Here is a 25202-nt window from a genome sequence, read left to right as displayed (position 1 = left end):
TACTAGAGGGCTGCCTGAAAGGGCGGCGTGTGGGGCCGGTTCGCCGGGCATCCACCTGCGGTGAACAACAACTCAACAGCGCGTGACAGAGGCCCGAGACTCGCCCAGTTCGACAACGAACGCGGGTGTCTCGTTCAGGGGGATGATCGGTTTCGACATTGCCTGAGTGAGTGTGAGAAGCGGGTCGAGAATGCACAGTCATCTCGTAAACGATCTGTGCAAACAATAAGTGCCAAATCAAACAGCACTGTTCCGGCCGCCAAGGCCGCTTTCGCTCTCGCAGCCTAAGCTCCTTGTAGCCGTTTAAGGAACCGTCAGTCCGGGAATGCCCTCTACCCGGTGCCTGGCGTTATCTAGAGGGATTGCTTGTGCGTCGAGCCTCAGGGCGCACAAGGACATGCACTGAGACTGGGCCCGTCGATCTGGCTGCCGCTGGCAAAGATCGGGGCCGAGTAGAACGCTTTCAGTGGCTACGCCCGTAGAATGCACACGACCACAGCAGTGGACGGGGGTTCAATTCCCCCCATCTCCACCACCGGCCGCTGTCACGCGCTGTTCGAGCGGCCGCCCGTCCCCTTGGGGTGCGGGCGGCCCTTGTTGTGCCGCGCCGTGCCTAGGCCGCCGCTGCCACGCCGTCGAGGTAGCCGTTCGGGTTCAGCACGTACTTCGTCGCGGCGCCCGCGTCGAACTCGGCGTAGCCCTTCGGCGCATCCTCGAGGCCGATGGCCTTCGCGTTGACGTTCTTCGCGATCGACACCCGGTCGTGCAGTATCGCCATCATCAGGCCGCGGTTGTACTTCATCACCGGGCACTGCCCCGTGGTGAACGACAGCGACTTTGCCCAGCCGGTGCCGAGGCTCAGCGAGAGCGACCCCTTCTGTGCGGCTTCGTCGATGCCGCCCGGGTCACCCGTGACGTACAGGCCCGGGATGCCCAGCGCACCGCCCGCCGCCGTGATGTCCATGAGCGAGTTGAGCACCGTGGCCGGTGCCTCCTTGCCCGCGTCGTGCCCGTGGCCCTTCGCCTCGAACCCGACGGCGTCGACGGCGCAGTCGACCTCGGGCACGCCGAGGATCTGCTCGATCTGATCGGCCGGGTCGCCCTTCGTGAGGTCGACCGTCTCACAGCCGAAACTGCGGGCCTGCGCGAGGCGGTCTTCGTTCATGTCGCCGACGATCACCGCCGCGGCTCCGAGCAGCAGGGCACTGGTCGCCGCCGCGAGACCCACGGGCCCGGCGCCCGCCACGTAGACCGTCGAACCGACCCCCACGCCCGCGGTCACCGCGCCATGGAACCCGGTGGGAAAGATGTCGGAGAGCATCGTGAGGTCCATGATCTTCTCGAGGGCCTGGTCGCGATCGGGAAACTTCAGCAGGTTCCAGTCGGCGTACGGCACGAGCACGTATTCGGCCTGGCCGCCGACCCAGCCGCCCATGTCGACGTAGCCGTAGGCGCTGCCGGGCCGGTCGGGATTGACGTTCAGGCAGATGCCGGTCTTGCGTTCTTTGCAGTTGCGGCACCGCCCGCAGGAGATGTTGAACGGCACCGACACGAGGTCGCCGACCTTGATGAATTCGACACCGGGGCCGACCTCGACGACCTCGCCGGTGATCTCATGGCCGAGCACGAGATTGACCGGGGCCGTCGTGCGACCACGCACCATGTGCTGGTCTGACCCGCAGATGTTCGTGGCCACCGTGCGCAGAATGGCGCCGTGCGGCACCTTCCGCCCGATGTTCGCCGGGTTCACGCCCGGCCCGTCTTTCAGTTCGAAGGTCGGGTATTCGGTGTCGATCACTTCGACCGTGCCCGGCCCCTCGTAGGCGACTGCTCTGTTGGCTGACATTGTGGTCCTCCTTGACCCGCCGGGTTTCTGGTTGGACTCCCGACAGTCCGTACCCTAGGCGGCTGCCACGTCGGGGGGAAGGCCGTTGCCCGCCGGCAGTGCGGGGAGTAGAACCCGCCCTCGGGCGGGCGTCAGGGGCGGCCCGGCCGGCGGCTCGAGGCGGTGCGTGCGGCCGACCACACCAGGGCGACCGCGACGGCGACGAGGGTGCCGAGCAAGGTCTCGACGCCGCGGTCGGCGATGAGGGCGCTGGGATCGGTGGGGTGCGCCATGCTCACCATGACGAGCGCCAGCGGGGTGATGAAGATGAGCGCCACGCCGTAGTTGCGCAGCACCATCAGCTCGGCGACGACCTGCAGGGCGACCACGAGCAGAATGGCCCAGAGCCCGGCGGGCTGCAGCAGCAGCAGGCCCCAGGCGAGCACCAGGCCCACCAGGGTGCCGAGCACACGGTGGGTTCCGCGAACCATCGTCTGGGCGAGTTCGAAGGCGACCAGTGGCACGACGGCGGCCACCATCGCCCAGTACGGATGCCCGATTCCGAGCGCCGTCGACAGCGAACCCGCGACAGCCAGCGCCACGCCGAAGCGTGCCGCCGACAGCAGCGAGGCCCGCGACCTGAGCACGCTCGCGAGACGCGCCAGGGCCGCCGCGCCGGCCGTCGGGCCGCCCGAGCCACGCTGTTGCGTGGAGACAGCCTCACCCGGGGCTCGGCGCTGCACCGACTGCACCGACTGCGCCGACTGCGCCGACTGCACCGACCGCGCCGCCAGTGCGCCCACCTGGCCTACGAGCAGGGCGAAGACGGCGGATGCCGCACTCACGACCACCGCGATGACGATGCTGACCGCCGGCGCGTCGCCGAACCCCGAGCCCCCGGCGATCGAGGTCGCCGGGATCGACGCCACCGCGCACAGGGCGAAGACCGCGAAGAGCGGTCCGGGCGGAGTGAACCTGGCCGCCTGCGACAGCAGCGCGACCACCACAGCCCACACGCTCGCGATGGCGACCGTCAGCCATTCGCGCTGGGGCGTCAGGGCGATCGCCGAGCCGAGCACGACCGAGACCACCATCACGAGACCGGCCGTGGCCTGCATGCGAAGACGGGCGCCCTGGGCCACGTTGCGGCCGTACACCGAGGCGAACGCGCCGAACGCGCCGTAGACCGACCACTCGATGTGCCCGATGAGGAGGAGCACGACGAGGGGAACCAGCACCGACACTCCCACCCGCAGCGCGGCGCGCGGTGCACTCTCATCGCGGCCGATGCTCACGAGAGACCGGGTGAAGGTGGTGGCGGGGCGGGCTAAGTGTGTGGTCGACATCGCAACTATTTTACCAGTAAAATACTAGGATGAGCGAAGAGGCTTCGACAAGAGACAGCATCGACGAGTTGCGGGCCGAATGGGTGGCCGTGCATCCGCAGCTCGACACGAGCCCCGCCGCCACCATCGGCCGCCTGCTGCGTGTGGCCAAGCACGTCACTGCCCTCAGTGACGGCCGCCTCGCGGAATTCGGTATCGGCCGGGGCGAGTTCGACGTGCTCTCTGCCGTGCGCCGAGCCCCGGCGGCGCCCACCCCGTCGGCACTCGCGCACACTCTGCTCGCCTCGAACGCCTCGATCACGAAACGGCTGGTGCAGCTCGAGAAGGCGGGGCTCGCGCGCCGGCACCGCAGTGCATCCGACGGCCGGGTGGTCACGGTGACGCTCACGCCGGAGGGTCGCGAGCGCATCGACCGGGCCCTGCCCGCCCAGCTCGCCGTCGAGGCAGAGCTTGCCCACACGCTCACGGCCGCCGACCTCGCCCACCTCGAATCGAGCCTGCGGGCGCTGCTGCTCGCGTGCGAAAACGGCGCGTAACCTGTTCGTCTTCTTGCGTCGCTAGCGTGGGCCCATGCCCGAGAACACCGCGCCCCTGCTGACCGTCGTCAACGCCGTGATCATTCCGATGGCCGACGGCGTCGACTGGTTCAGGGGGTGGCTGACGGTGGGTGCCGACGGCTGCATCACCGGGCTCGGCCCGGGCGACCCGCCCGAGCCCGCAGGCGCCGGCAGCGCCGGCACCGTCGTCGACGCCCACGGCGCCTTCGTGGCCCCGGGTTTCATCTCGGCCCACAGCCACATCTTCACTTCGGGCATGCGCGGCATGACCCCGGGCGCCACCCTCTACGGCTGGGTTGGCACGCAGTCGCAGTTCATCTCAGGCGCGGGCGTCGACGACATCTACTGGTTCACACTGCACGGCTGCCTCGACTTCATCTCGAACGGCATCACCTCGGCATACAACTTCACCGATTCGCGAGTGGTCGGCCGGTACGACCCGGTGACCGACCGGCGCGAGATCTACGCGATTCGCGACGAGAGCTACCTGCGGCGACAGGTGGATGCCGCACGCGACTCGGGCCTGCGAGTGGTCACCTCGATCAGGCTCGACAGCGAGTTCCAGCCCGCCGACCGGGCCTTCGGGGTGTTCGCCGACGCCGTGGCCTACGTGCAGAGCGACGTTCCGGCCGACCTGGCTCTTGGCACCAGCGTGTTCGGCGCCGTGCAGTGGTCGGAGGCCGAGCAGGCCGCCCGCGACGAGGTGCGTGTGATGGATGCCCACGGCATCGGCAATCAGGCGCACTTTCTCGAGACCAGCGAGGCGCTCGACCAGCAGCGCGAGAAGTTCCGCTGGTACGACGACGCCGGTGCGCTGCGCGACGGCTTTCTGTTCGGGCACTTCGTGCACCCCGACGAGCAGATGGCGGCCCGAGCTGCCGCGTCGGGCAGCGGCATGGTGTGGCAGCCCACCTCGAACGGCCGCCTCGGCTCGGGCATCGCCGACATCGCGCGCTACCGCGACCTGGGTATGCCCATCGGCGTCGGGCTCGACGACCAGTCGTGCACCGACATCTCCGACCCGTTCCAGAACATGCGCATCGGCATGTACACCCAGCGGGCCGTGCACCAGGACGCCTCTGTTCTGATGCCGCGCGACATGATGCGCCTGCACACGCTCGGCTCGGCCGAGGCGCTCGGCGTCGCCGACCGGGTGGGCAGCCTCGAGGTGGGAAAGTTCGCCGACTTCGTGGTGGTGAACCCGTCGTCGCCCGACACCGGTCCGGTGTGGGATGTCTACGCCAGCTATGCGTTCGCCTGCGGCCTGCGCAACCTCGAGCAGGTCTACGTCGGGGGAGTGCTGGCGGCCGAGAACGGGCGCCCTGTGCATCCGCTCACCGCCGACGCCCAGGCGAACCTGCACGACCGCGTTCGCTCGGCGGCCGCGCGAACGGGCCTCGACCTGGCGTGGTGAGGCGGGCGTCAGTCGGCCTGGCAGGCGCCCGACGAGACCGGGGTGGATGCCCCCGACTCGCCGATCACGGGCTGTACCTCACTGAGCGTCAGTGCGTACCCGGTGTCACCGTCAGAGGTCGACCGGGCGAACACCACCCCGACGACGTTGCCCCCGCTGTCGAACAACGGACCGCCGGAATTGCCCGGCAGCACGGTTCCGCGCAGGGAGTAGATCTCGCGGGTCACCGTCTGCTGCCCGTAGATGTCGAGCCCGACGGCCTGCACCACCTGCCGCACGCGTGCGGTCGCCGTCGTGTAGGGGCCGTTCTCGGGGTAGCCGGCGACCACTGCGGAGTCTGAGGCACCGAGGTCTGAGCCGAGCGCAAGGGGCGAGACCCCGAGGCCCGACACGTCGAGCACGGCGAGGTCGCGCAGCGGGTCGTAGACGACCAGTGTCGCCGGCAGCAGGGCACCGGAGCCGTTGGCCTGCACGAAGATGTCGGTGCCGCCCGCCACCACGTGGGCGTTCGTGATGACGCGGTCGTCGGCCACGACCCAGCCGCTGCCCTCGGCGTCGTTGTCACAGTTGGGCGCCGAGGTGAGCACCTTCACCACGCCGGCGCGGGAGGCATCGACGGCGCCGGGAACGGTGGAATCGGGAGCCTGGGCGCCTGCGATGAACTCGGCTCCGTCGGCGAAGACGGTCGGAAAGCCGGCGCTGCCGAGCGCGCTGTCGAGGGTGCCGAGAGCGGCGGTCGCGGGCACGGGGGCGATGGCGTTCAGGGTGCTGACCACCTGCGACGAGTTGACCAGCTGGGTCGCCTGCAGCTGGCCCGTCGAGAGCAGGAAGCCGCCGGCGAGCCAGACGACGACCGCCCAGGCGAGGGCGCCCATCAGAGCGCCGCCGAGCGAGTCGATGCCGCGCACCACCCGCACCCGGCCGACGGCGCGACGGATGAGCGTGGCCGCGGCGCCGAGAACCGTCGAACCGATGACGATGCAGAGCACGAACACTGCGCCCGCGGCGATGGAGCGCTGCAGGGTGCTGGTCCAGCCGTACTGCACGAGCATGTCGACGATGGGCGGGGCGATCAGCGTGGCGACCCAGGCGCCGAGCGCGATGCCGACGAGCGACGCGGCCATGACGACGGCGCCGCGCGCCCAGCCGCCGGCGATCGCGAGCAGGGCGGCGACGAGGAGAACCAGGTCGACGGCGAGTTGCATAGCCTTCAATCTCTCGCGCCAAGCTGGGTGAAGGCTGCGCTCGCCGTGGCGCCAGGGCACCCTGCCCGTAACATGCTGTCAATCTGGGCGCGCTAGCGTTGTGCCTGTGACTATCGAAGACCGCCCCACCACAGGTTCAGAGCACAGCCGCAGCGCCATCAGCGACGAGGTCGATGAAGACCTGCGGGCCGACGTGCGGTTGCTCGGCGTGCTGCTCGGGCAGGTGCTGACCGAGTCGGGCGGCCCCGACCTGCTCGACGACGTCGAGAACCTGCGCGCCCTCTCGATCGGCGCGTTCGAACGAGCCAATCGCGCCGACGCCGGCTACAGCGCGTCGCTGGAAGACGCCGAGCAGTTCGTCGACTCCCTGACGCCCGAGCGCGCCGAGCAGGTCGCCCGCGCGTTCACCTGCTACTTCCACCTCAGCAACCTCGCCGAAGAGCACCACCGGGTGCGGGTGCTGCTCGCGCGCGACGCCGAGGGTGATGAGGCCGCCGCCGACTCGCTGGCGGCGGCGATCAACCGGCTCTCGGCCGAGGTGGGCGCCGACGAGACCGCCACCCGGCTCGCGAACCTGCGGTTCCACCCGGTTCTGACGGCACACCCCACCGAGGCGCGGCGGCGGGCCGTGGCATCCGGCATCCGCCGCATCAGCGAGCTGCTCTCTGAGCGAGACATCATCCAGCCCGGCACGCTGCGCCAGGCCGAGAACGACCGTCGCCTGAAAGAGGAGATCGACATTCTGTGGCGCACCTCGCCGCTGCGTACCACCCGGCCGACCCCGCTCGACGAGGTTCGCACGGCGATGAACATCTTCGACCAGACGCTGTTCCAGGTCGTGCCGAGCGTCTACCGGCTGCTCGACGACTGGCTGCTCGGCGAGAACGCCGGTGCCCGACCGGTGACGGCCCCCGCGTTCATGCGCCTCGGCAGCTGGATCGGCGCCGACCGTGACGGCAACCCGTTCGTCACCGCCGAGGTGACCAAGGCCGCCGCCGCCATCGCCTCCGAGCACATTCTGCTCGGCCTCGAACACGTCGCCACGCGCATCGGGCGCACCCTCACACTGGGCTCGGCCGACACCCCGGCCTCGGCCGAACTGGATGCGCTGTGGGCGCGCCAGCGCAGTTTCGCGGGCGAGGTGACCGCGCAGATCGGCACCCGTGCACCCAATGAACCGCACCGCCGGGTTCTGCTCGTCGTGGCCCAGCGCATTGCCGCCACCCGGCTGCGCAACGCCGACCTCGCCTACGCCACCCCCGACGACCTGCTCGCCGACCTGCGGGTGATTCAGAACTCGCTGCGGGATGCCGGTGCCGAGCGCAGCGCGAACGGCGAACTGCAGAACCTGATCTGGCAGGTCGAGACGTTCGGCTTCCACCTCGCCGAACTCGAGGTGCGCCAGCACTCGAAGGTGCACCGGCAGGCGCTGGCGAACATCCGATCGGGCGAGCCGCTCGAAGAGATGACCGTCGAAGTGCTCGACGTCTACCGCACCATCGCCTACCTGCAGAATCGGTACGGGGTGAACGCGTCACGCCGGTACATCGTGTCGTTCACCCAGTCGTCTGAAGACCTGGCGAACGTGTACGCGCTCGCCGAGGCGGCACTCGGGTCAGCCCAGGCCGCACCGACGCTCGACGCCATTCCGCTCTTCGAGACCTTCGACGACCTGCAGGCCAGCACCACGATTCTCGCCGAGATGATCGAGTTGCCGCAGGTGCAGGCGCGCCTGGCTGCGACGGGGCGCCGGCTCGAGGTCATGCTCGGCTACTCCGACTCGTCGAAAGACGTCGGGCCGGTGTCGGCCACGCTGGCGCTGTATTCGGCCCAGGCGAGAATCGCGCAGTGGGCGAAAGACAACGACATCGAGCTGACCCTCTTCCACGGCCGCGGGGGTGCGCTCGGCCGTGGCGGCGGCCCCGCGAACGAGGCCGTCATGGCGCAGCCGCCCGGCTCGGTGGAGGGCCGGTTCAAGCTCACCGAGCAGGGTGAGGTGATCTTCGCGCAGTACGGCGACAAGACCATCGCCGCCCGGCACATCGAGCAGATGGCCGCGGCGACCCTGCTCGCGTCGAGCCCGTCGAACGAGGAGGAGAACCGCGCCGCGACCGACGACTTCGCCGAGGTGGCGGCCACGATGGATGCCCGCTCGCGCGAGCGCTTCTACGAACTCATCAAGAGCGACGGCTTCGCCCCGTGGTTCGCGCAGGTGACGCCGCTCGAAGAGGTCGGCCTGCTGGCGCTCGGCTCGCGCCCCGCCCGCCGGGGGCTCTCGATCGAGTCGCTCGAAGACCTGCGCGCCATTCCGTGGGTGTTCGCGTGGACCCAGGCTCGTATCAACCTCACCGGCTGGTTCGGCCTCGGCTCGGCACTCGCGGCCGTCGGCGACATCGACCTGCTGCGCGACGCCTACGCCCGCTGGCCGCTGTTCACGGCGATGCTCAACAACGTCGAGATGTCACTGGCGAAGACCGACGACCGGCTCGCCCGGCGCTACCTGGCCCTCGGCGACCGCGACGACCTCGCCGGGCTCGTTCTCGACGAGATGGCGCTCACCCGCGAGTGGGTGCAGAAGACCACGGCGCACGACGAGCCGCTCGAGGGTCGGCCCGTTCTGCGCCGCGCCGTTCGGCTGCGCAGCCCGTACGTCGACGCGCTGTCGTTGCTGCAGCTGCGTGCGCTCAAGTCGATTCGGGCATCCGGCAGCGCCGACCCGGCCGACGAACCCCATCAGCTGCTGCTGCTCGCCGTCAACGGGGTCGCCGCCGGCCTGCAGAACACAGGATAGAACGCGTGCCGGTCGTGGCGGCGTTGGTCGGCGACGACGAGCGCGAGGCGGTGTGGCGCTACATCGAGCGCCAGTGGCCCGGGTACCGGAAATACGAACAGCAGTCGGGCCGCGAGTTGCGCATCTTCAGGCTCACGCCGGTGGCTGCCGGATGACCGTCAGAACGCCTCGCGCACGATCAGTTGAGCAGCTGCTGCCAGTTCGCGGGTACGTGGCCGGCGGGGCCGGGAACGGGCTGGTCGACCGGGTGGTGCACCGGGGGAGCAAGTGCGGGGCCCTCGGTGAAGTCGTTCGTGCGGTAGTTCCACATCCACGACTCGCCCGGTTCGAAGCTCTGCATGATGGGATGCCCGGCCGCGTGGTAGTGCTTCGTCGCGTGCTGCGAGGGGGAGTCGTCGCAACAACCGACGTGGCCGCACTCGGCGCAGCGGCGCAGGTGCAGCCACCAGCCCTGCTCGGGATCGCAGTCGACGCAGCCGGTTCCGCTCGGGCCGACCTCTGGGTTGATGCCTTCGATAGCGCTCACAGATAGGATCGTAATCCATGACTGACCAGGCAGACGTCTCCCGAGTCGCTTTGGCCGCCGGAACCGCTGCGGCAGGTCTGAGCATGCCCGTCTCGGCCGATTCGGCCGCGCTGTACGCCCCGTGGGTCAAGGCGGAGGCGTATCCCGAGCTGACACCGAACCAGCTGAGCCGGCTGCGCACCTACGGCGAGGCGCGGCCGTCGGCCCGCGGCGACGTGATCTTCCGGGCCGGCGACACCGAGCTCGATCTCGTGCTGGTCGACGAGGGCGTGGTCGAGATCAGCCAGGCCGCCACAGTGAACGCGGCCGAGGAGCTGGTGAGCCGCTTCGAGGCGGGCCACTTCATCGGCGAACTCAACCTGCTCACCGGCCAGACGCTCTACCTCACGGCTCGCGTCGTCGAGCCCGGACAGCTGACGCACATCTCGCCCGAGCGGTTTCGCGCCCTGATGGCCGAAGAGCCCGACCTCTCAGACGTGCTGCTGCGGGCGTTCATCGCCCGCCGCAAGAAGCTGCAGCACGGTGCCGGCGCGCGCAGCATCGAGATCGTCGGCACGAGCCTCTCTGCCGCCTCGCTGGCTCTGCGCACCTACGCGGCCAGGCAGCAGCTCGCCCACCTGTGGTTCGACTCCGACAGCGTCGCCGGCCAGTCCCTGCTGACGGTCGCCGAGCTCACCGATGCCGATCTGCCGGCCGTGATCATGCCCGACGCCGTGCTGCGCAACGCCACCCCCGGCGAGCTCGCCGAGCACGTCGGCCTGTCATACCGGGCCATCGCGGGCGAGATCGTCGATCTCACCGTGATCGGCGCGGGCCCGGCCGGTCTCGCGGCCGCGATGTACGGCGCCTCGGAGGGTCTCTCGACGGTTCTGCTCGACGAGATCGGCACCGGCGGCCAGGCCGCGGCGAGCTCGCGAATCGAGAACTACCTCGGTTTTCCGTCGGGTCTGAGCGGTGCAGAGCTCACCTCGCGGGCGGCCGTGCAGTCGGAGAAATTCGGCGCACGACTGTTCACGCCGTGCAAGGTGGTCAGCCTCGACGAGAGCGTCGGCATGCTGCGGGTCTTTCTCGACGACGGTACAGAGATCGCCACCCGGGCCGTGATCATCGCCACCGGCGCGCACTACCGGTCGCTCGCCCTGCCCAACTGGTCGCAGTTCGAGGGAGCGGGCATTTACTACGCGGCCACCGAGATCGAGGCCCGGGCCTGCGGCAGGCGCGCGGTGACGGTCATCGGCGGCGCCAACTCGTCGGGTCAGGCCGCCCTGTTTCTCGCCGGGCACGGCAGCGCGGTCACGATCGCCGTGCGGCACCATGACATCGGCAGCGGGATGTCGGCGTACCTCGTCGAGCGGCTTCGCGCGCATCCGAATGTCACCATCAAGGTGTCGACCGAGGTGACGGCGCTGACCGGCTCGGGGTCGATGGGGGGCTTGGAGTCGGCGGGGGGTTCGGAGTCGGTGGCCGGGGCAGAGTCACTGGCCGGAGCGGAGTCGCTGGCCGGAGCGGAGTCACTGGCCGGGGTGCGGCTCACGAACCGGGTGACCGGCGAGCACGAGTTCACCGAGTGCACCGGGCTGTTCTGCTTCATCGGTGCAGATCCCGAGACGTCGTGGCTGACCGGGGTCGCCACCGACCACGACGGGTTCGTCATCACCGACCAGAGCCTCGAGCCGAGCGACCTGCCGGAGTGCTGGGCGAGCCTCGGCCGCGGCCCGCTGCCGTTCGAGACGAGCATCCCCGCCGTGTTCGCGGCCGGCGATGTGCGGCTCGGCTCGATGAAACGGGTGGCCGCCGCAGTGGGCGAGGGCGCGAGCGCCGTGCGTTCGGTGCACCAGGCGATCGGCGCGCGGGTCTGAGGGCCGGTCCGACGGCGGCGGGCAGGTCGACCTCGGCGGGCAGCAGGCCGGCTGTGGCGGGCAGGCCCGGCCGACAGTAGGGGTCAGGCCGACGGCTTCGGCAGGGGGGTCGTGCGCTCGCCGGGCTCTTCGATGAAGGTGAGGCCGGCGCCGCTGTTGGCCGAGGCCGTCATCACGGCGATCCAGTCGCGGTTGATGGCCGGCAGAGAGCTGTGGGTGTAGCGGAAGTAGAGCGGCACCGACGAGTCGAGCTAGATGCTGCTGCGGCCATCACCCACGGCAGGGTCGTCTTTCCAGGAGAAGAAGAAACTCTCACGGCGGCGCAGCTTGGCTCCGATGACGATCTGCAGGTGGGTCAGCACCCGATCGTCGAATTCGATCTCGGTGCCCGAATCTCCGTAGACAAGCTTTCCCATGACTCTCCCTGGCGCTAAGACTACTGTTCAGGCCCGGCGAAAAGGCAGACGCACACCCCGGCTACAGCCGAAGAGGAGTGGTCTGGCTTCGGACTACCCGATTGTCGGAAGCCAGACCACAGGAATTCGAGAGGTCGGCGGCGTCAGAACTCGCGCACCGGTCGTTCACAGAACTCCGAGCGCAGCGTCTTCGTGGGGGAGAGACGACTGCGTCATGACAAAACTATGGCCGGGTTCGGGCCGGGAGACAAACTTCGGCATGGCCCTTGACGGCTTGCCAATTCTGTGGATGGTTCGCACCTCGTCGGTTTTGGTTGTATCATCAGTTCAGGTCACATGCACCTTTACTCCTCGGCTCAACAGAGAGACCACCCGTGAACACCGAAGCGCCCACCCTCGCCGTCTCCACGGTGATCTTCGCGCTGCGGGCCACCGACTCTGACGAGACGACGCCGGCCACCCTGTGGCTGCCCCTGGTGCGGCGCATCCGCGAGCCGTTCGAGGGCCGCTGGGCGCTGCCGGGCGGCCCGATCGGCAGCACTGAGAGCCTGGCCGACGCCGCCGCCCGCAACCTGCTCGAGACGACCAGCCTGCGATCGCGCTACCTCGAACAGCTCTACGCCTTCGGCACCGTCGACCGCTCGCCCAGCCAGCGCGTCGTCTCGATCGTCTACTGGGCGCTGGTACGGCCCGACGAGGCCGAGCGAGCGGCCGAAGGCGAGAACGTGCGCTGGTTCGCCGCCGACGACCTGCCCGAACTCGCCTTCGACCACAATACGATCGTCGAATACGCCCTGTGGCGGCTGCGCAACAAGATGGAGTACAGCCGCATCGCCCACGCCTTTCTCGGTGAGCGCTTCACCCTCACCCAGTTGCGCGAGGTGTACGAGGCGGTGCTGCGAAAACCGCTCGACCCGGCCAACTTCCGCCGGCAGATCGAGTCTACGAACTCGGTGGTCGCGACCGACGAGCGGCTGGCAGGCGGCCGACACAGGCCGCCCCGGCTGTACCGCTACAACGAGTCGTTCGACCTGGCCGACAACGGGCCACTGCCGGTCACCTGACGCCCACCCGAACCTCCGCCCGATCATCCAGCACCACCCTCAGTGCCGCAAGGAGCACGACATGCCATCAGTCGACACCACCATCCAGCTGATCCGCCCCGGCGGACGAGTCACCAGCTGCAGCCCGGCGCTGAAAGACGCACCCTGGAACTTCGACAAGACCCCGCTGCCCGAATACGGGCCCGGCTCGTCGATGTACGACGTGGCGCCGGCAGACACCCCGCGGCAGGGAGAGATCCCGCTGGAGTACCGGCTGGCCAGCAACGACGAGCTGGATGCCCGCATTCTCGCCGCGAAGGCCACCCTCGGTGACCGGCTCGTCATTCTCGGGCACTTCTACCAGCGCGACGAGGTCGTGAAGTACGCCGATTTCGTGGGCGACTCGTTCCAGCTGGCCAATGCGGCGAAGGCCAAGCCCGAGGCCGAGGCCATCGTGTTCTGCGGCGTGCACTTCATGGCCGAGACCGCAGACATCCTCGCCGGCCCGCAGCAGTCGGTGATTCTGCCGAACCTCGCCGCAGGCTGCTCGATGGCCGACATGGCCGACATCGACTCGGTCACCGAGGCGTGGGAGCAGCTCGCCGAGATCTACGGCACCGAGCCCGATGCGAGCGGCCGGGTGCCGGTCATCCCCGTCACCTACATGAACTCGTCGGCGGCCCTGAAGGGCTTCTGCGGCGAGCACGGGGGCATCGTCTGCACCTCGTCGAACGCGGCGACCGTGCTGAAGTGGGCCTTCGAGCGCGGGCAGCGTGTGCTGTTCTTCCCCGACCAGCACCTCGGGCGCAATACGGCGAAGGCCATGGGCGTGCCGCTCGATCGCATGCCCATGTGGAACCCGCGCAAGCCGCTCGGCGGCAACGACGTCGAGGGCCTCGTGGATGCCCAGGTGATCCTCTGGCACGGCTTCTGCTCGGTGCACAAGCGTTTCACCGTCGCCCAGATCGACAAGGCCAGGGTCGAGCACCCGGATGTTCGGGTCATCGTGCACCCGGAGTGCCCGATGCCCGTCGTCGACGCGGCCGACGAGGCCGGCTCGACCGACTACATCAAGAAGGCCATCGAAGCGGCCCCGGCCGGCTCGACCTTCGCGATCGGCACCGAGATCAACCTGGTGCAGCGACTGCAGGCCGAGCATCCCGAGCACACCATCTTCTGCCTCGACCCGGTGGTCTGCCCCTGCTCGACGATGTACCGCATTCACCCCGGATATCTCGCGTGGGTGCTCGAGGCGTTCGTGGCCGGCGAGGTCGTGAACCAGATCACGGTGGCCGACGAGGTCGCCGTTCCGGCCCGCGTGGCCCTCGAGCGCATGCTGGCGGCCCGGCCGTGACCCGCCGGCCCTCAGCTGTGGTCGTCGGCAGCGGCATCGCCGGGCTCGTCGTCGCCATCAAGGCCGGCCGCAGCCACGACGTCACGCTCATCACGAAGGCCGAACTCGGCGAGAGCAACACCCGGTACGCCCAGGGCGGAATCGCGGCGGCGCTGTTCGCCGACGACAGCGTCGAGTCGCACATCGACGACACCCTGGTCGCCGGCGCGGGGCTCAACCGGCTGTCGGCCGTCGAGGTGCTCTGCGCCGAGGGGCCCGAGCGCATTCGCGACCTCATCGCGCTGGGCGTCGAGTTCGATCGCGCCCACGTCGAGCCCGGCGACACCGCCGTTGCCCCCGGCGATACCGCCGCTGCCCCCGAGGCCAATGCTGCCCCCGCCGTTGCCGCCGCTGCCCTCGACGCCGCCGACCCCGTCGCCGTGCTGGCGCGCGGGCTCGAGGCGGCGCACGCGCACGCCCGCATCCTGCACGCCGGTGGCGACGCCACCGGCGCAGCGATCGAGTCGGCGCTGGTTCGTGCCGTTCGGGCGACCGCGTCGACCATTCTCGAGTACACGTTCGTCGCCGACCTGCTGGTCGAGGCCGACGCCGACGGGCGCGACCGCGTCGTGGGGGTCTCGATCGTCGACGCCGACGGCCGCCCCGCCGAGCTGCGCGCCGACGCCGTGATTCTCGCCAGCGGTGGTGCCGGCCAGCTCTACGCGCACACCACGAACCCGGTGGTGACGACCGGCGACGGTGTGGCCGCCGCCTACCGGGCCGGCGCCGAACTGGCCGACCTGGAGTTCTACCAGTTCCACCCCACATCGCTGGCGGTGCCGGGCAACTTTCTCATCTCTGAGGCCGTGCGCGGCGAGGGGGCCGTGCTGCGCGGCGCCGACGGCACGCGGTTCATGCCGGCCGTGCATCCGGATGCCGAGCTCGCCCCGCGCGACGTCGTGGCCCGGGCCATCGCCGAGCAGATGCACCGGCAGGGCGGCGCACCGGTGCTGCTCGATGCCACCGCGCTGGGCGCCGAGTTTCTCGCGTCGCGGTTTCCAAGCATCACCGAGGCCTGCCGGCGCAACGGGCTCGACTGGAGTGCCACGCCGATTCCGATCACTCCCGCCGCCCACTACTGGATGGGAGGCGTATCGACCGACGACTGGGGCCGCACCTCGCTGCACGGTCTGTTCGCCGTGGGCGAGGTCGCCTGCACGGGTGTGCACGGAGCCAACCGGCTCGCCTCGAACTCGCTGCTCGAGTCGGTCGTGTTCGCCTGGCGCTGCGTCGAGGCGCTGCAGGGGGCGGCCGAGCCGGCCGAGTGGCCCGGCCGCGCCGAGGCCGTCGGCGGCTCTGCCGCGCGTGAGGCCGACGTCGACCTCGCGGCCGGCTCTGCCCTCGAGGCGCCCGCGTCGTTCACCCGCCTCGAGCTGCAGCAGCTGATGTGGGATGCCGTCGGGGTCTATCGCGACGAGACCACCCTGCGCTCAGCCCTGGCCACGTTCGAGTCGTGGAGCGCAGACGCAACCACGCTGCACGACCGCGAGAACGCGAACCTGCTGCAGCTCGCCACGCTGATCACCCGCGCGGCCCTGGCGCGGGAGGAGTCGCGCGGGGCGCACTTCAGGTCAGACTTCCCTGAGCCGAGCGAACGGTTCCACCTCCATCTGACGACCGAACGAAAGGCGCCGGTAGCGCTGTGAGCACCGACCCGGGCATCCTCACCCCCCTGCAGATCACGCCGATCGTCACCATGGCGCTGAACGAAGACGCGCCCTGGGGCGACATCACCTCGCAGACCCTGATTCCGGCCGACGCCACCGCCACGGCCAGCCTCGTCGCCCGCGAACCGGGCGTGTTCAGCGGGGGAGCGGTGTTCGCGGCCGCCTTCAGCCTTCTCGACCCGACAGTCGCGGTCGACGTGCTGGTCGCCGACGGCGCGCCCTTCGAGCGTGGAGCCACCCTCGCCACCGTGTCGGGCCCTGCCCGCTCGGTGCTGCAGTCAGAGCGCGTGGCGCTCAACTTCGTTCAGCGGCTCTCGGGCATCGCCACCCTCACGGCGGCGTTCGTCGCCCAGACCGTCGGCACGAAGGCACGCATCGTCGACACCCGCAAGACGACGCCGGGCCTGCGCGTGCTCGAACGGCACGCCGTGCGCTGCGGTGGCGGCCACAATCACCGCTTCTCGCTCTCAGACGCGGTCATGGCCAAAGACAACCACCTCGCCGTGCTCACCCGCGACGGGCTGTCGGTGACGGATGCCCTGCAGCGCGTGCGCGCGGCCCTCTCGCACACGACCCACCTCGAGGCCGAGGTCGATCGACTCGACCAGATCGAGCCCGTGCTGGCCGGCGGGGTCGACACGATCATGCTCGACAACTTCGACCTCGACGACATGCGCGCTGGAGTCGCCCAGGTCGCCGGTCGCGCCCTCGTGGAGGCCAGCGGGTCGGTGACTCTCGACACCGTGCGCGCCATCGCCGAGACGGGCGTCGACGTCATCTCGGCGGGCGCGCTGACGCACAGCGTGCGCTCGCTCGACCTCGGGCTCGATGTGGCGCTCGTGCCCCAGCCCACCCCGGCCGCCCATCCGGCTGTCGCCGAGCCCGCGTCGACCGGCCAGCCCACGCCGGCCATGCAGCCCACACCGTGATCTATCTCGACTCCGCCGCCACAACCGCCGTGCGCCGCGAGGTGCTCGAAGCGATGTGGCCCTACCTGACGGGCGACTTCGGCAACCCGTCGAGCACCCACTCGCTGGGCGAGCGTGCGGCCGATGCGCTGGCGGCCGCCCGGGCATCCGTCGCCGCCGACTTCGGCGCCCGGCCGAGTGAGATCGTCTTCACCTCGGGCGGCACCGAGGCCGACAACCTCGCCCTGAAGGGTATCGCGCTCGCCCGACCGAAGGGCCGCCACCTCATCACCACGCCGATCGAGCACGAGGCGGTGCTCGAGTCGTGCGACTACCTGCGCCGCCAGCACGGCTTCACGGTGTCGATGCTGGGTGTGGGGCTCGACGGGCTCGTCGACCCCGACGAACTCACCGCCCTGCTGACGCCCGGCACCACACTGGTCTCGGTGATGTACGCCAACAACGAGATCGGCACGATTCAGCCCATCGCCGACCTCGCCGAGCGCGCACACGCCGCCTCGACGGTGTTGCACACTGACGCGGTGCAGGCCGCCGGCTGGCTGCCCCTCGACGTTTCGGTGCTGGGCGTCGACGCCCTCACCGTGTCGGGCCACAAACTCGGCGCTCCGAAGGGCATCGGCGCGCTCTACGTGCGGGGTCGCGTTCCGCTCGAACCGGTACTGCACGGGGGCGGGCAAGAGCGTGGGGCGCGCTCGGGCACCGAGAACGTGGCGGGCGCCGTCGGCCTGGCCACGGCTCTGCGGCTCGCCGAGACCAGCCGCGCGGCCGAAGCCGCCCGGGTCACAGTGCTGCGCGACGAGTTCATCGCCGCCGTGCAGCGCGAGGTTCCGGATGCTCTGCTGACCGGGCATCCCGAACACCGTCTGCCCGGCCTCGCTTCGTTCTGCTTCACCGGGACGAGTGGTGAAGCGGTGCTGCTCGAACTGGAGCGCCAGGGCATCGTCTGCTCGAGCGGATCGGCCTGCGCCGCCGGCAGCGACGAACCGTCGCACGTGCTGGTCGCTGTCGGCTACGAGCCCGAGGTGGCGCAGACCGCGGCGCGGTTCACGATGGGCCCGGCGATCACCGCCGACGAGCTGCGCGAGGCTGCCGCGGCGGTGAAGTCGGCCGTTCTCGCCGTGCAGGGCATCGCGCGCTGACGAACTTCGCGTCTCGGCCGAAGACGGGGTTCTGGCCGGCTGAACGACGCCGCACGGCCTAGCGCAGTGCGCCACTCCGGCGCAATCCCCCCTCGAAAAGGGGTGCCCGACGCTACCATGGGGTCGCGGTCACCGCCGCACACACATGTCTCGGGAGGGATACACACCATGAATATTCTCGTTGCGGTCATCGCGGTCATCGCGATCATTCTGCTCATCACAGGCGGGATTTCTTCGTCGCTCAACTTCCTGATCTGGGTCGGAGTGGTGCTTCTGGTCATCGCCCTGATCGTCTTCCTGCTTCGCTTCATCACCGGCCGCAAGGTCTGATCTGGCGCAGAACACGAAGGCCCCGCTGACGAATGGATCGTCGGCGGGGCCTTCGTGGTGTGCGGGGTGGGTGGTGTGCCGGGCGGGTGGTGTGCGGGGTGCTGGTCGCCGACTGCTCGTCCGCGGGGTCGTAACGGGCACCGTGCGTCGCTCAGCGCGGCCGCGCCACCGCCGGGATGCCCACCAGCAGCGAGTTCGGCGGGGCGTCGTGCAGCACCACGGCGTTGGCTCCCACGTGACTGCCGCTGCCGATGGTGATCGGGCCGAGCAGCTTCGCACCGGCCCCGAGCAGTACGCCGTCGCCGACCGTCGGATGCCGCGGGCCGCCGGTCTGGCCGACCCCGCCGAGCGTCACCCCGTGATAGATCAGCACGTCGTCGCCGACGGTGGCCGTCTCGCCGATCACCACGCCCATGCCGTGGTCGATGAAGACGCGGCGCCCGAGCACCGCACCGGGGTGGATCTCGACACCGGTCAGAAACCGCGCGAACTGCGACACGAGCCGCGCGGGCAGCTTCAGCCCGTCGTGCTGCCACATCGTGTGGGTGAGGCGGTGCATCCAGATGGCATGCAGGCCCGAGTAGCCGAACAGAATCTCGACCTTCGACCGCGCCGCCGGATCACGGTGCTGGGCGGTGGCCAGGTCTTCGCGCAGGCGCACGAAGAACCGGCCGGCCCGACGACGGGGCTGCGGCGACCCGGTGGGCACGGTCGCGAGACCGCTCAGCCGCGGATGTCGTCGTAGAGCACCGACGACACGTACCGCTCGCCGAAGTCGCAGACGATCGCCACGATGGTCTTGCCGGCGTTCTCGGGCCGCTTGGCCAGCTCGAGGGCCGCCCAGAAGATCGCTCCGGTCGAGATGCCCGACAGGATGCCCTCCTGCGCGGCGAGCTCGCGCGACACGCGGATGGAGTCATCGAGCGACACGTCGATGATCTCGTCGTAGACCTCGCGGTCGAGAATCTCAGGCACGAAGTTGGCGCCGATGCCGGCGATCTTGTGCGGGCCGGGCGCCCCGCCGTTCAGAATGGGCGAGTCGAGCGGCTCGACGCCGACGATCTGGATGCCCGGCTTCTGCTCGCGCAGGTAGTGGCCTGCGCCGGTGATGGTTCCGCCGGTGCCGATGCCCGCCACGAAGATGTCGACCGCGCCCTCGGTGTCGGCCCAGATCTCGGGGCCGGTGGTGGCATAGTGGATGGCCGGGTTGGCCTCGTTCTCGAACTGGTGGGCGAGAATGGCGCCCTCGGTCTCGGCCGCGATGCGGTTGGCCGTCTCGACCGCGCCGCGCATGCCGTCGGCACCGGGCGTCAGCACGAGTTCGGCCCCGTAGGCGCGCAGCACCACGCGGCGCTCCATGCTCATGGTCTCGGGCATCGTCAGAATGACCTTGTAGCCGCGGGCGGCCCCCACCATGGCCAGCGCGATGCCGGTGTTGCCGCTGGTGCCCTCGACGATCGTGCCGCCCGGCTTCAGCGCCCCGGCCTGCTCGGCCGCGTCGATGATGGCGACGCCGATGCGGTCTTTGACGCTGTTGGCGGGGTTGTAGAACTCGAGCTTGCCGTACAGGGTCGTGTCGAGGCCTTCGGTGAGGCGGTTGATACGCACCAGGGGAGTGCGGCCGACGAGTTCGGTGATGTTGTCGTAAATCGGTGACATGAGTGTGCCTGCTCCATCTTTCAACGTGTGGCCGCCGTCGGCCCACGCATAAGCCTAGCTTCGTGCGCCTGCCCCGGTACCGGCTTGCGCCGCAGATCGACGGGGCTCCGCGGCGAGTCGACTCAGAGCGCCAGCAGGCCGACCGTGGCGTCGTGCAGCAGCCCGTTGGTCGCCAGCGCGTCGCCGGCCCACAGCGGGTCGCCACCCGACAGGCTCGTGAAGGCGCCGCCCGCCTCGCGCACGATCGGAATCAGCGCCGCGACGTCGTATGCCTTGAGGTCGAACTCGCCGACGACGTCGACGAGCCCCTCCGCCAGCAGCATGTAGGCCCACATCTCGCCGTAGGCGCGGGTGCGCCACACGGTGCGGTTGAGCCGGGTGAGGGCGTCGAGGTGGCCGGCGTCGTCCCAGCCCTGGAAGGAGTTGTAGCTGACCGAGGCGCCACCGAGATCGGCGACCTTCGAGACCTCGAGCCGCCGTGCGGCGTGGTCGGTCGTGGGGGCGGTCTGGTCGAGCATCCACGCCCCTGCACCGGTGGATGCCCACCAGCGCTTCGTGAGTGCGGGGGAGCTCGCGACACCGACCACGGGCACCCCGTCGACCACGAGCGAGATCAGCGTGCCCCACACCGGCACGCCTCGGAGGAAGTTCGCCGTGCCATCGATGGGGTCGATGATCCACTGCCGGTGGGCGTGCGCGGCAGCACCCTCGCCGCCGTACTCCTCGCCGAGAACGACGTCGTCGGGGCGCGCTCGCTCGAGGTTCGCCCGGATGGCGCGTTCGACGGCCTTGTCGGCGTCGGTCACGGGGGTGCGGTCGGGCTTCGTCTCGACCACGAGGTCGAGGGCCCGAAAGCGGTCGAGCGAGATCGTGTCGGCCGTGTCGGCCAGCTGCAGGGCGAGCGCCAGGTCGTCGGCGAGCGTGTATTCGGTCACGGTCTCAGCGTACCGAGGCGAGCAACCGGGTTGCTTCAGCCGAGCACCTTCAGCCGAGCTCCTTCAGCCGAGCTCCTTCAGCTCTGCCAGCGCCGTGTTCCACTTGTACGCCGAGATCGAGTCGGCGAACGTCGACTGCGGCTCGCCGCCGCCGAGGTGTGTGCCGGTCGCGTCGTCGACGAAGCTCACCAGGTACGCGTGCTCGGCCTTTCCGCTGTTCACGTGGAACGTCAGGCTCACGTCGCGACCGCCGAGCTTGCCGGTCACCACAGCCTCGTTCGCGTCACGATCGGTGTCGGCCTCGACGAATGGGCCCTGGATGAACGGCCCACCGCCCTGGGCGGCCAGAGCTTCGTTGACGAGCTTGATGAGTGGTTCGATCTTCACGCTTGCTCCCTTGTTCGCGGTCGCCACCATGCTACGCGCCCTTCCGGTCGCCCGAGCATCGGCGGCGCCGGAGGCCATCCGTCGATCTCCTACGTGGCGAGAGTGGTGATGATCTTCTGCAGCGACTCGAGGCGGGCCTTGCCGCTCTCGCCGAGTTCGCCGGCCTCGATGCGGTCGACGATCTCCCAGTCGTGGGCCTCGGTGAGGGGGATGCCTCCGGCCTCCGGCGGCAGGGTGGCGGCGGGGATGGCGTAGTTCGCGAACGACCGCAGAATGTTCTCGGGGTTGACGTGACCCAGGCCGAACGAGCGCACGCCGGGGGTGTCGATGATCCAGCCCGGGTCGCCGTTGGCGTCGCGCACGCGCAGGCACACCGTCGACGACGAGGTGTGGCGGCCCCGGCCGGTGACGTCGTTGACCCGCCCGACGGCACGGTCGGTGCCGGGCACGAGGGCGTTGACGAGGGTCGACTTGCCCACACCCGAGTGCCCGACGGTCACCGTGGTGTGGCCCACGAGCATCGTCTTCAGGTCGTCGAGCGGAAAGTCGTCTTTGGCGCCCATGATGATCTCGAGATCGAAGCAGGCGAACTGTTCGAGAAACTCGGTGGGGTCGGCGACGTCGGTCTTCGTGATGCACAGGATGGGCGCGAGGCCCGCGTCGAAGGCCGCGATGAGATAGCGGTCGATGAGGTTGGCGCGCGGCTCGGGGTTGGCCGCCGCGACCACGATGAGCATCTGATCGGCGTTGGCCACGATCACCCGCTCGACGGCGTCGGAGTCGTCGGCGCTGCGGCGCAGCAGGGTGAGGCGCTCGTCGACCCGCACGACACGGGCCAGCGTGCCGTCGGCCCCGGTAGTGTCGCCGACGAGGTCGACGAGGTCGCCTGTCACGATGCCGAGGCGGCCGAGCTCGCGGGCCCGTGAGGCGGTGATGATGGCCTCGTCGGGCTCGTTCTCGCGCACGAGCACCCCGAACCGGCCGCGGTCGACCGAGAGCACGCGGCCGCGCACGGCGTCATTGTGCTCGGGTCTGATCTTCGTGCGCGCCCGGTTGCCCTTCGGGTTCGGTCTGACTCGCACGCTCGACTCGTCGAACTGGTCGTACTCGTCGGGTTCGTCGTCGTCGGGGTCGGCCCACCAGGTCATGCAGGCAACCCGTCAGCGTCGACGGCACCCGGCTCGTCGTGTCGCGGCCCGGCGATTCCCGCGTTCAGTCCATTGCCGAGCAGCCCTCCGTCGAGGGAGACGTTGGTCGCACTGCCGGTGTCGCCGTTCACCATGGCGAGCCACAGCTCGGCGAACTCGGGCAGCGTCTTCGCCGTGGTCGCGATGTTCTCGACGATCACGTCGTCGACGGCCAGCCCCACGACCGCCCCGGCGTGGGCCATACGGTGGTCGTGGTACGTCTGCCACACACCGCCGTGCAGCGGCCGCGGCTCGACGCGCAGACCGTCGTCGAGTTCGGTGACGGCGCCGCCCAGCCGGTTGATCTCGGTGGCCAGCGCCGCGAGCCGGTCGGTCTCGTGGTGCCTGATGTGCCCGATACCGGTGATCGTGCTCGGCGAGTCGGCCAGCGCGGCGATCGCCACCAGCGCGGGCGCCAGCTCACCCCCGGTGGTCAGGTCGAGGTCGACACCCCGGATGCCCGTGCCACCCGTCACCGTGACACGGTCGCCGTCGCGCCGAACGTTCGCGCCGAACAGCGGCAGCAGGTCGAGCAGGTCGTCGCCGACCTGGGTGGTCGACCCCGGCCATCCGCTGATCGTCACCGAACCGCCGGTCACCAGAGCCGCCGCCAGGAACGGAGCTGCGTTCGAGAGGTCGGGCTCGATGCTGACGTCGAGCCCCGCGATCGGCCCGGGCTCGACCACCCAGACACCGGGTTCGGGCGAGGCGACCGGCACCCCGCGGGCGGCGAGGGCGGCAATGGTCATGTCGATGTGCGGCAGGCTCGGCAGCCGCTCGCCCTCGTGGTGCAGCACGAGGCCCTGCTCGAAACGCGACGCGGCGAGCAGCAGGCCCGAGACGAACTGCGACGAACTCGAGGCGTCGATGGTGATCTCGCCTCCGGCCACTCGGCCCGCCCCGTACACGGTGAACGGCAGGTTGCTTCGGCCGTCGGCGTTGATGTCGACGCCGAGCGCCCGCAGCGAGGTGATCGTGGTGGCCATGGGCCGCTTGCGCGCACCCTCGTCGCCGTCGAACACGATCGGGCCGAGTGCCAGCGCCGCGACGGGCGGAAGGAAGCGCATGACCGTTCCGGCGAGTCCGCAGTCGATCGTGGTGCTGCCGAGCAGCTCGTCGGGTGGCGTGATGAGCCAGTCGGCACCGAAGCGCCCGGTACCCGGCACGGGCTCGATCGTCACGCCGAGCGAGCGCAGTGCCTCGACCATCAAGATGCTGTCGCGGCTGTGCAGCGGTCGGCGCAGCGTCGAGGGGGCATCCGCCAGAGCCGCCAGCACCAGCTCGCGGTTGGTGAGGCTCTTCGAGCCCGGCAGCGAGACGACGGCAGAGAGGGGGCCGTGCGCCCGGGGCGCGGCCCAGTCGGGGTTCGGCTCGCCGGGGGCGGAATCGCCGTACGGGTTGAAGTCGGGTGTGGAATATCTCGAGATCAGCATCAGTTGTCTAGGGTATCGGCCAATGCGGAGAATACGACAGGAGGAGCGCGTGCGCGGTTCGCAGAGCACCATCGAACGCTCCACCATCGGCACGGTCGACCGCCCCGTCAGCACGTATCTGGCTGCCGTAGCAGACGCGGCCCTCGAAGTAGACTTGTCGGCGATGACAACCGTGAAATCCGACCCCCGTGCGCTCTTCGAAGAACAGGCCATACCGTTTCTCGACCAGCTGTACGGTGCCGCGCTGCGCATGACGCGCAACCCGGCCGACGCGCAAGACCTCGTTCAAGAGACGTTCGTGAAGGCCTACGCCGCGTTCGCCCAGTTCGAGCAGGGCACCAACCTCAAGGCGTGGCTGTACCGCATTCTCACCAACACGTTCATCAACGTGTATCGCAAGAAGCAGCGCGACCCGTACCAGGGCAGCACCTCAGACCTCGAAGACTGGCAGCTCGGCAACGCCGAGTCGGCCACGTCGACCGCCACCTCGAGCCGCTCAGCCGAGGCCGAGGCCATCGATCACCTGCCTGACAGCGCGGTGAAGGATGCCCTGCAGTCGATTCCCGAAGACTTTCGTCTGGCCGTGTACCTCGCCGACGTCGAAGGCTTCTCCTACCAGGAGATCGCCGACATCATGAAGACCCCCGTCGGAACCGTGATGAGCCGCCTGCACCGCGGCCGCCGGTTGCTGCGGGGCCTGCTGTCTGAATACGCCGAGGGCAGGGGGGTGCCGGTGAAATCCACCGACTCCGCCGACCCGGCGACTGCAGCGCCCGTAACCGCGGCGTCTGCTCCGAAGGGAAAGAAAAAATGACCGACTGCGGCTGCACCAAAGCCAAGGCTGAACTCGAAGAGTACCTGCACAACGAACTCGCCAGCAGAGACGCTGCCGACATTCGTGAGCACATGGCGGGCTGCACCGACTGCTCGTCAGAGCTGCACGTGGGCGTAGTGCTCACCGAGGCCGTTCAGCGCGCCTGCAAAGAGGTCGCCCCCGAGCAGCTGCGCGATCAGGTGCTGCTGCGCATTCGCACCATCCAGGCCACGCACTGATCCTGCGCCCCGCACCGCGGCGTACTTCGCGCCGGGGTTGCGGTTTCGATCCGGGCCTGCGGCCCTACTCAACCGGCGTGACGCTGCCGCTGGTTGAGTAGCGGCGCA

The 25202-nt window shown here is 69.6% G+C and carries 23 protein-coding genes, 1 other RNA gene and 1 pseudogene; 14 read left to right on the top strand and 11 right to left on the bottom strand.

Annotated features, from left to right (window positions below; all coding sequences use genetic code 11):
• Positions 1-138: 138 nt before the first annotated feature.
• Positions 139-535, top strand: a transfer-messenger RNA (tmRNA) gene (gene ssrA / locus V3W46_RS00330).
• Positions 536-613: 78 nt separating this feature from the next.
• On the opposite strand, the gene fdhA is transcribed toward ssrA, so the two are convergent.
• Both fdhA and V3W46_RS00320 read right to left on the bottom strand, forming a co-directional pair.
• Positions 614-1846: a formaldehyde dehydrogenase, glutathione-independent gene (fdhA, locus tag V3W46_RS00325; RefSeq protein WP_331781089.1), complete on the bottom strand. Its 1233-nt coding sequence runs from the start codon at positions 1844-1846 to the stop codon at positions 614-616.
• Between the two features lie 131 nt (positions 1847-1977).
• Positions 1978-3171, bottom strand: a complete 1194-nt coding sequence (locus tag V3W46_RS00320) for an FUSC family protein (RefSeq protein WP_331781088.1) — start codon at positions 3169-3171, stop codon at positions 1978-1980.
• Between the two features lie 29 nt (positions 3172-3200).
• On the opposite strand from V3W46_RS00320, the gene V3W46_RS00315 reads away from it, so the two are divergent.
• Both V3W46_RS00315 and V3W46_RS00310 read left to right on the top strand, forming a co-directional pair.
• Complete coding sequence (locus V3W46_RS00315) at positions 3201-3707, top strand: MarR family winged helix-turn-helix transcriptional regulator (protein WP_331781087.1); 507 nt, start codon at positions 3201-3203, stop codon at positions 3705-3707.
• 34 nt (positions 3708-3741) lie between these two features.
• Positions 3742-5142, top strand: a complete 1401-nt coding sequence (locus tag V3W46_RS00310; protein WP_331781086.1) for an amidohydrolase family protein — start codon at positions 3742-3744, stop codon at positions 5140-5142.
• Positions 5143-5150: 8 nt separating this feature from the next.
• On the opposite strand, the gene V3W46_RS00305 is transcribed toward V3W46_RS00310, so the two are convergent.
• Entirely contained in the window at positions 5151-6347 is a 1197-nt protein-coding gene (locus V3W46_RS00305; RefSeq protein WP_331781085.1) for a MarP family serine protease, read from the bottom strand.
• 106 nt (positions 6348-6453) lie between these two features.
• Here V3W46_RS00305 and V3W46_RS00300 point away from each other — a divergent pair, with 106 nt between their 5' ends.
• Both V3W46_RS00300 and V3W46_RS00295 read left to right on the top strand, forming a co-directional pair.
• On the top strand, positions 6454-9138 hold the full coding sequence (locus V3W46_RS00300; protein WP_331781084.1) for a phosphoenolpyruvate carboxylase: 2685 nt from the start codon (positions 6454-6456) through the stop codon (positions 9136-9138).
• Positions 9139-9143: 5 nt separating this feature from the next.
• Positions 9144-9293, top strand: coding sequence for a nitroreductase/quinone reductase family protein (locus V3W46_RS00295; protein WP_331781083.1), 150 nt, complete (start codon positions 9144-9146; stop codon positions 9291-9293).
• A gap of 23 nt (positions 9294-9316) precedes the next feature.
• Here V3W46_RS00295 and V3W46_RS00290 read toward each other — a convergent pair whose 3' ends face one another.
• On the bottom strand, positions 9317-9664 hold the full coding sequence (locus V3W46_RS00290) for a UBP-type zinc finger domain-containing protein (protein ID WP_331781082.1): 348 nt from the start codon (positions 9662-9664) through the stop codon (positions 9317-9319).
• 17 nt (positions 9665-9681) lie between these two features.
• On the opposite strand from V3W46_RS00290, the gene V3W46_RS00285 reads away from it, so the two are divergent.
• A complete protein-coding gene (locus V3W46_RS00285) occupies positions 9682-11523 on the top strand; it encodes an FAD-dependent oxidoreductase (protein ID WP_331781081.1) in 1842 nt (613 codons plus the stop codon).
• Positions 11524-11606: 83 nt separating this feature from the next.
• On the opposite strand, the pseudogene V3W46_RS19585 reads toward V3W46_RS00285, so the two are convergent.
• Positions 11607-11939 (bottom strand): annotated as a pseudogene (locus tag V3W46_RS19585) (DUF7882 family protein).
• Positions 11940-12313: 374 nt separating this feature from the next.
• Between V3W46_RS19585 and V3W46_RS00270 the strand changes: the two are divergent.
• From V3W46_RS00270 to V3W46_RS00245, 6 genes are all read left to right on the top strand, one after another.
• Complete coding sequence (locus V3W46_RS00270) at positions 12314-13003, top strand: NUDIX hydrolase (RefSeq protein ID WP_331781078.1); 690 nt, start codon at positions 12314-12316, stop codon at positions 13001-13003.
• A gap of 61 nt (positions 13004-13064) precedes the next feature.
• Complete coding sequence (nadA, locus tag V3W46_RS00265; protein WP_331781077.1) at positions 13065-14336, top strand: quinolinate synthase NadA; 1272 nt, start codon at positions 13065-13067, stop codon at positions 14334-14336.
• Complete coding sequence (gene nadB / locus V3W46_RS00260; protein ID WP_331781076.1) at positions 14333-16021, top strand: L-aspartate oxidase; 1689 nt, start codon at positions 14333-14335, stop codon at positions 16019-16021. Before nadA ends, nadB begins: the two co-directional genes overlap by 4 nt.
• Positions 16022-16035: 14 nt before the next feature.
• The gene (gene nadC / locus V3W46_RS00255) at positions 16036-16971 is read left to right on the top strand and encodes a carboxylating nicotinate-nucleotide diphosphorylase (RefSeq protein ID WP_443069901.1); all 936 of its coding nucleotides are present in this window, start codon (positions 16036-16038) and stop codon (positions 16969-16971) included.
• The gene (locus tag V3W46_RS00250) at positions 16968-18110 is read left to right on the top strand and encodes a cysteine desulfurase family protein (RefSeq protein ID WP_331781075.1); all 1143 of its coding nucleotides are present in this window, start codon (positions 16968-16970) and stop codon (positions 18108-18110) included. Before nadC ends, V3W46_RS00250 begins: the two co-directional genes overlap by 4 nt.
• A 168-nt stretch (positions 18111-18278) precedes the next feature.
• On the top strand, positions 18279-18440 hold the full coding sequence (locus V3W46_RS00245) for a hypothetical protein (protein WP_331781074.1): 162 nt from the start codon (positions 18279-18281) through the stop codon (positions 18438-18440).
• Between the two features lie 151 nt (positions 18441-18591).
• Here the strand turns inward: V3W46_RS00245 and epsC are convergent, their stop codons facing one another.
• From epsC to aroA, 6 genes are all read right to left on the bottom strand, one after another.
• Positions 18592-19149: a serine O-acetyltransferase EpsC gene (epsC, locus tag V3W46_RS00240; protein WP_331781073.1), complete on the bottom strand. Its 558-nt coding sequence runs from the start codon at positions 19147-19149 to the stop codon at positions 18592-18594.
• A gap of 14 nt (positions 19150-19163) precedes the next feature.
• Positions 19164-20099: a cysteine synthase A gene (gene cysK / locus V3W46_RS00235; protein ID WP_331781072.1), complete on the bottom strand. Its 936-nt coding sequence runs from the start codon at positions 20097-20099 to the stop codon at positions 19164-19166.
• A 122-nt stretch (positions 20100-20221) separates the two neighbouring features.
• Positions 20222-21034, bottom strand: coding sequence for an inositol monophosphatase family protein (locus V3W46_RS00230; RefSeq protein WP_331781071.1), 813 nt, complete (start codon positions 21032-21034; stop codon positions 20222-20224).
• Positions 21035-21097: 63 nt separating this feature from the next.
• Positions 21098-21421 carry a hypothetical protein gene (locus tag V3W46_RS00225; protein ID WP_331781070.1) on the bottom strand — a complete coding sequence of 108 codons (324 nt, stop codon included), beginning with the start codon at positions 21419-21421 and terminating at the stop codon, positions 21098-21100.
• An 89-nt stretch (positions 21422-21510) separates the two neighbouring features.
• Positions 21511-22569, bottom strand: a complete 1059-nt coding sequence (gene rsgA / locus V3W46_RS00220) for a ribosome small subunit-dependent GTPase A (RefSeq protein WP_331781069.1) — start codon at positions 22567-22569, stop codon at positions 21511-21513.
• Entirely contained in the window at positions 22566-24041 is a 1476-nt protein-coding gene (gene aroA, locus V3W46_RS00215; protein ID WP_331781068.1) for a 3-phosphoshikimate 1-carboxyvinyltransferase, read from the bottom strand. Before aroA ends, rsgA begins: the two co-directional genes overlap by 4 nt.
• A gap of 163 nt (positions 24042-24204) precedes the next feature.
• On the opposite strand from aroA, the gene V3W46_RS00210 reads away from it, so the two are divergent.
• Both V3W46_RS00210 and V3W46_RS00205 read left to right on the top strand, forming a co-directional pair.
• Positions 24205-24855, top strand: a complete 651-nt coding sequence (locus tag V3W46_RS00210; RefSeq protein ID WP_331781184.1) for a sigma-70 family RNA polymerase sigma factor — start codon at positions 24205-24207, stop codon at positions 24853-24855.
• The gene (locus tag V3W46_RS00205) at positions 24852-25094 is read left to right on the top strand and encodes a zf-HC2 domain-containing protein (protein ID WP_331781067.1); all 243 of its coding nucleotides are present in this window, start codon (positions 24852-24854) and stop codon (positions 25092-25094) included. The genes V3W46_RS00210 and V3W46_RS00205 overlap by 4 nt, the downstream gene beginning before the upstream one ends.
• Positions 25095-25202 lie beyond the last annotated feature (108 nt).

The sequence above is a fragment of the Subtercola sp. YIM 133946 genome (assembly GCF_036553535.1).
In the GTDB taxonomy this organism is placed as follows: domain Bacteria; phylum Actinomycetota; class Actinomycetes; order Actinomycetales; family Microbacteriaceae; genus Subtercola.
This window is presented reverse-complemented; position numbering and strand designations above follow the sequence as displayed.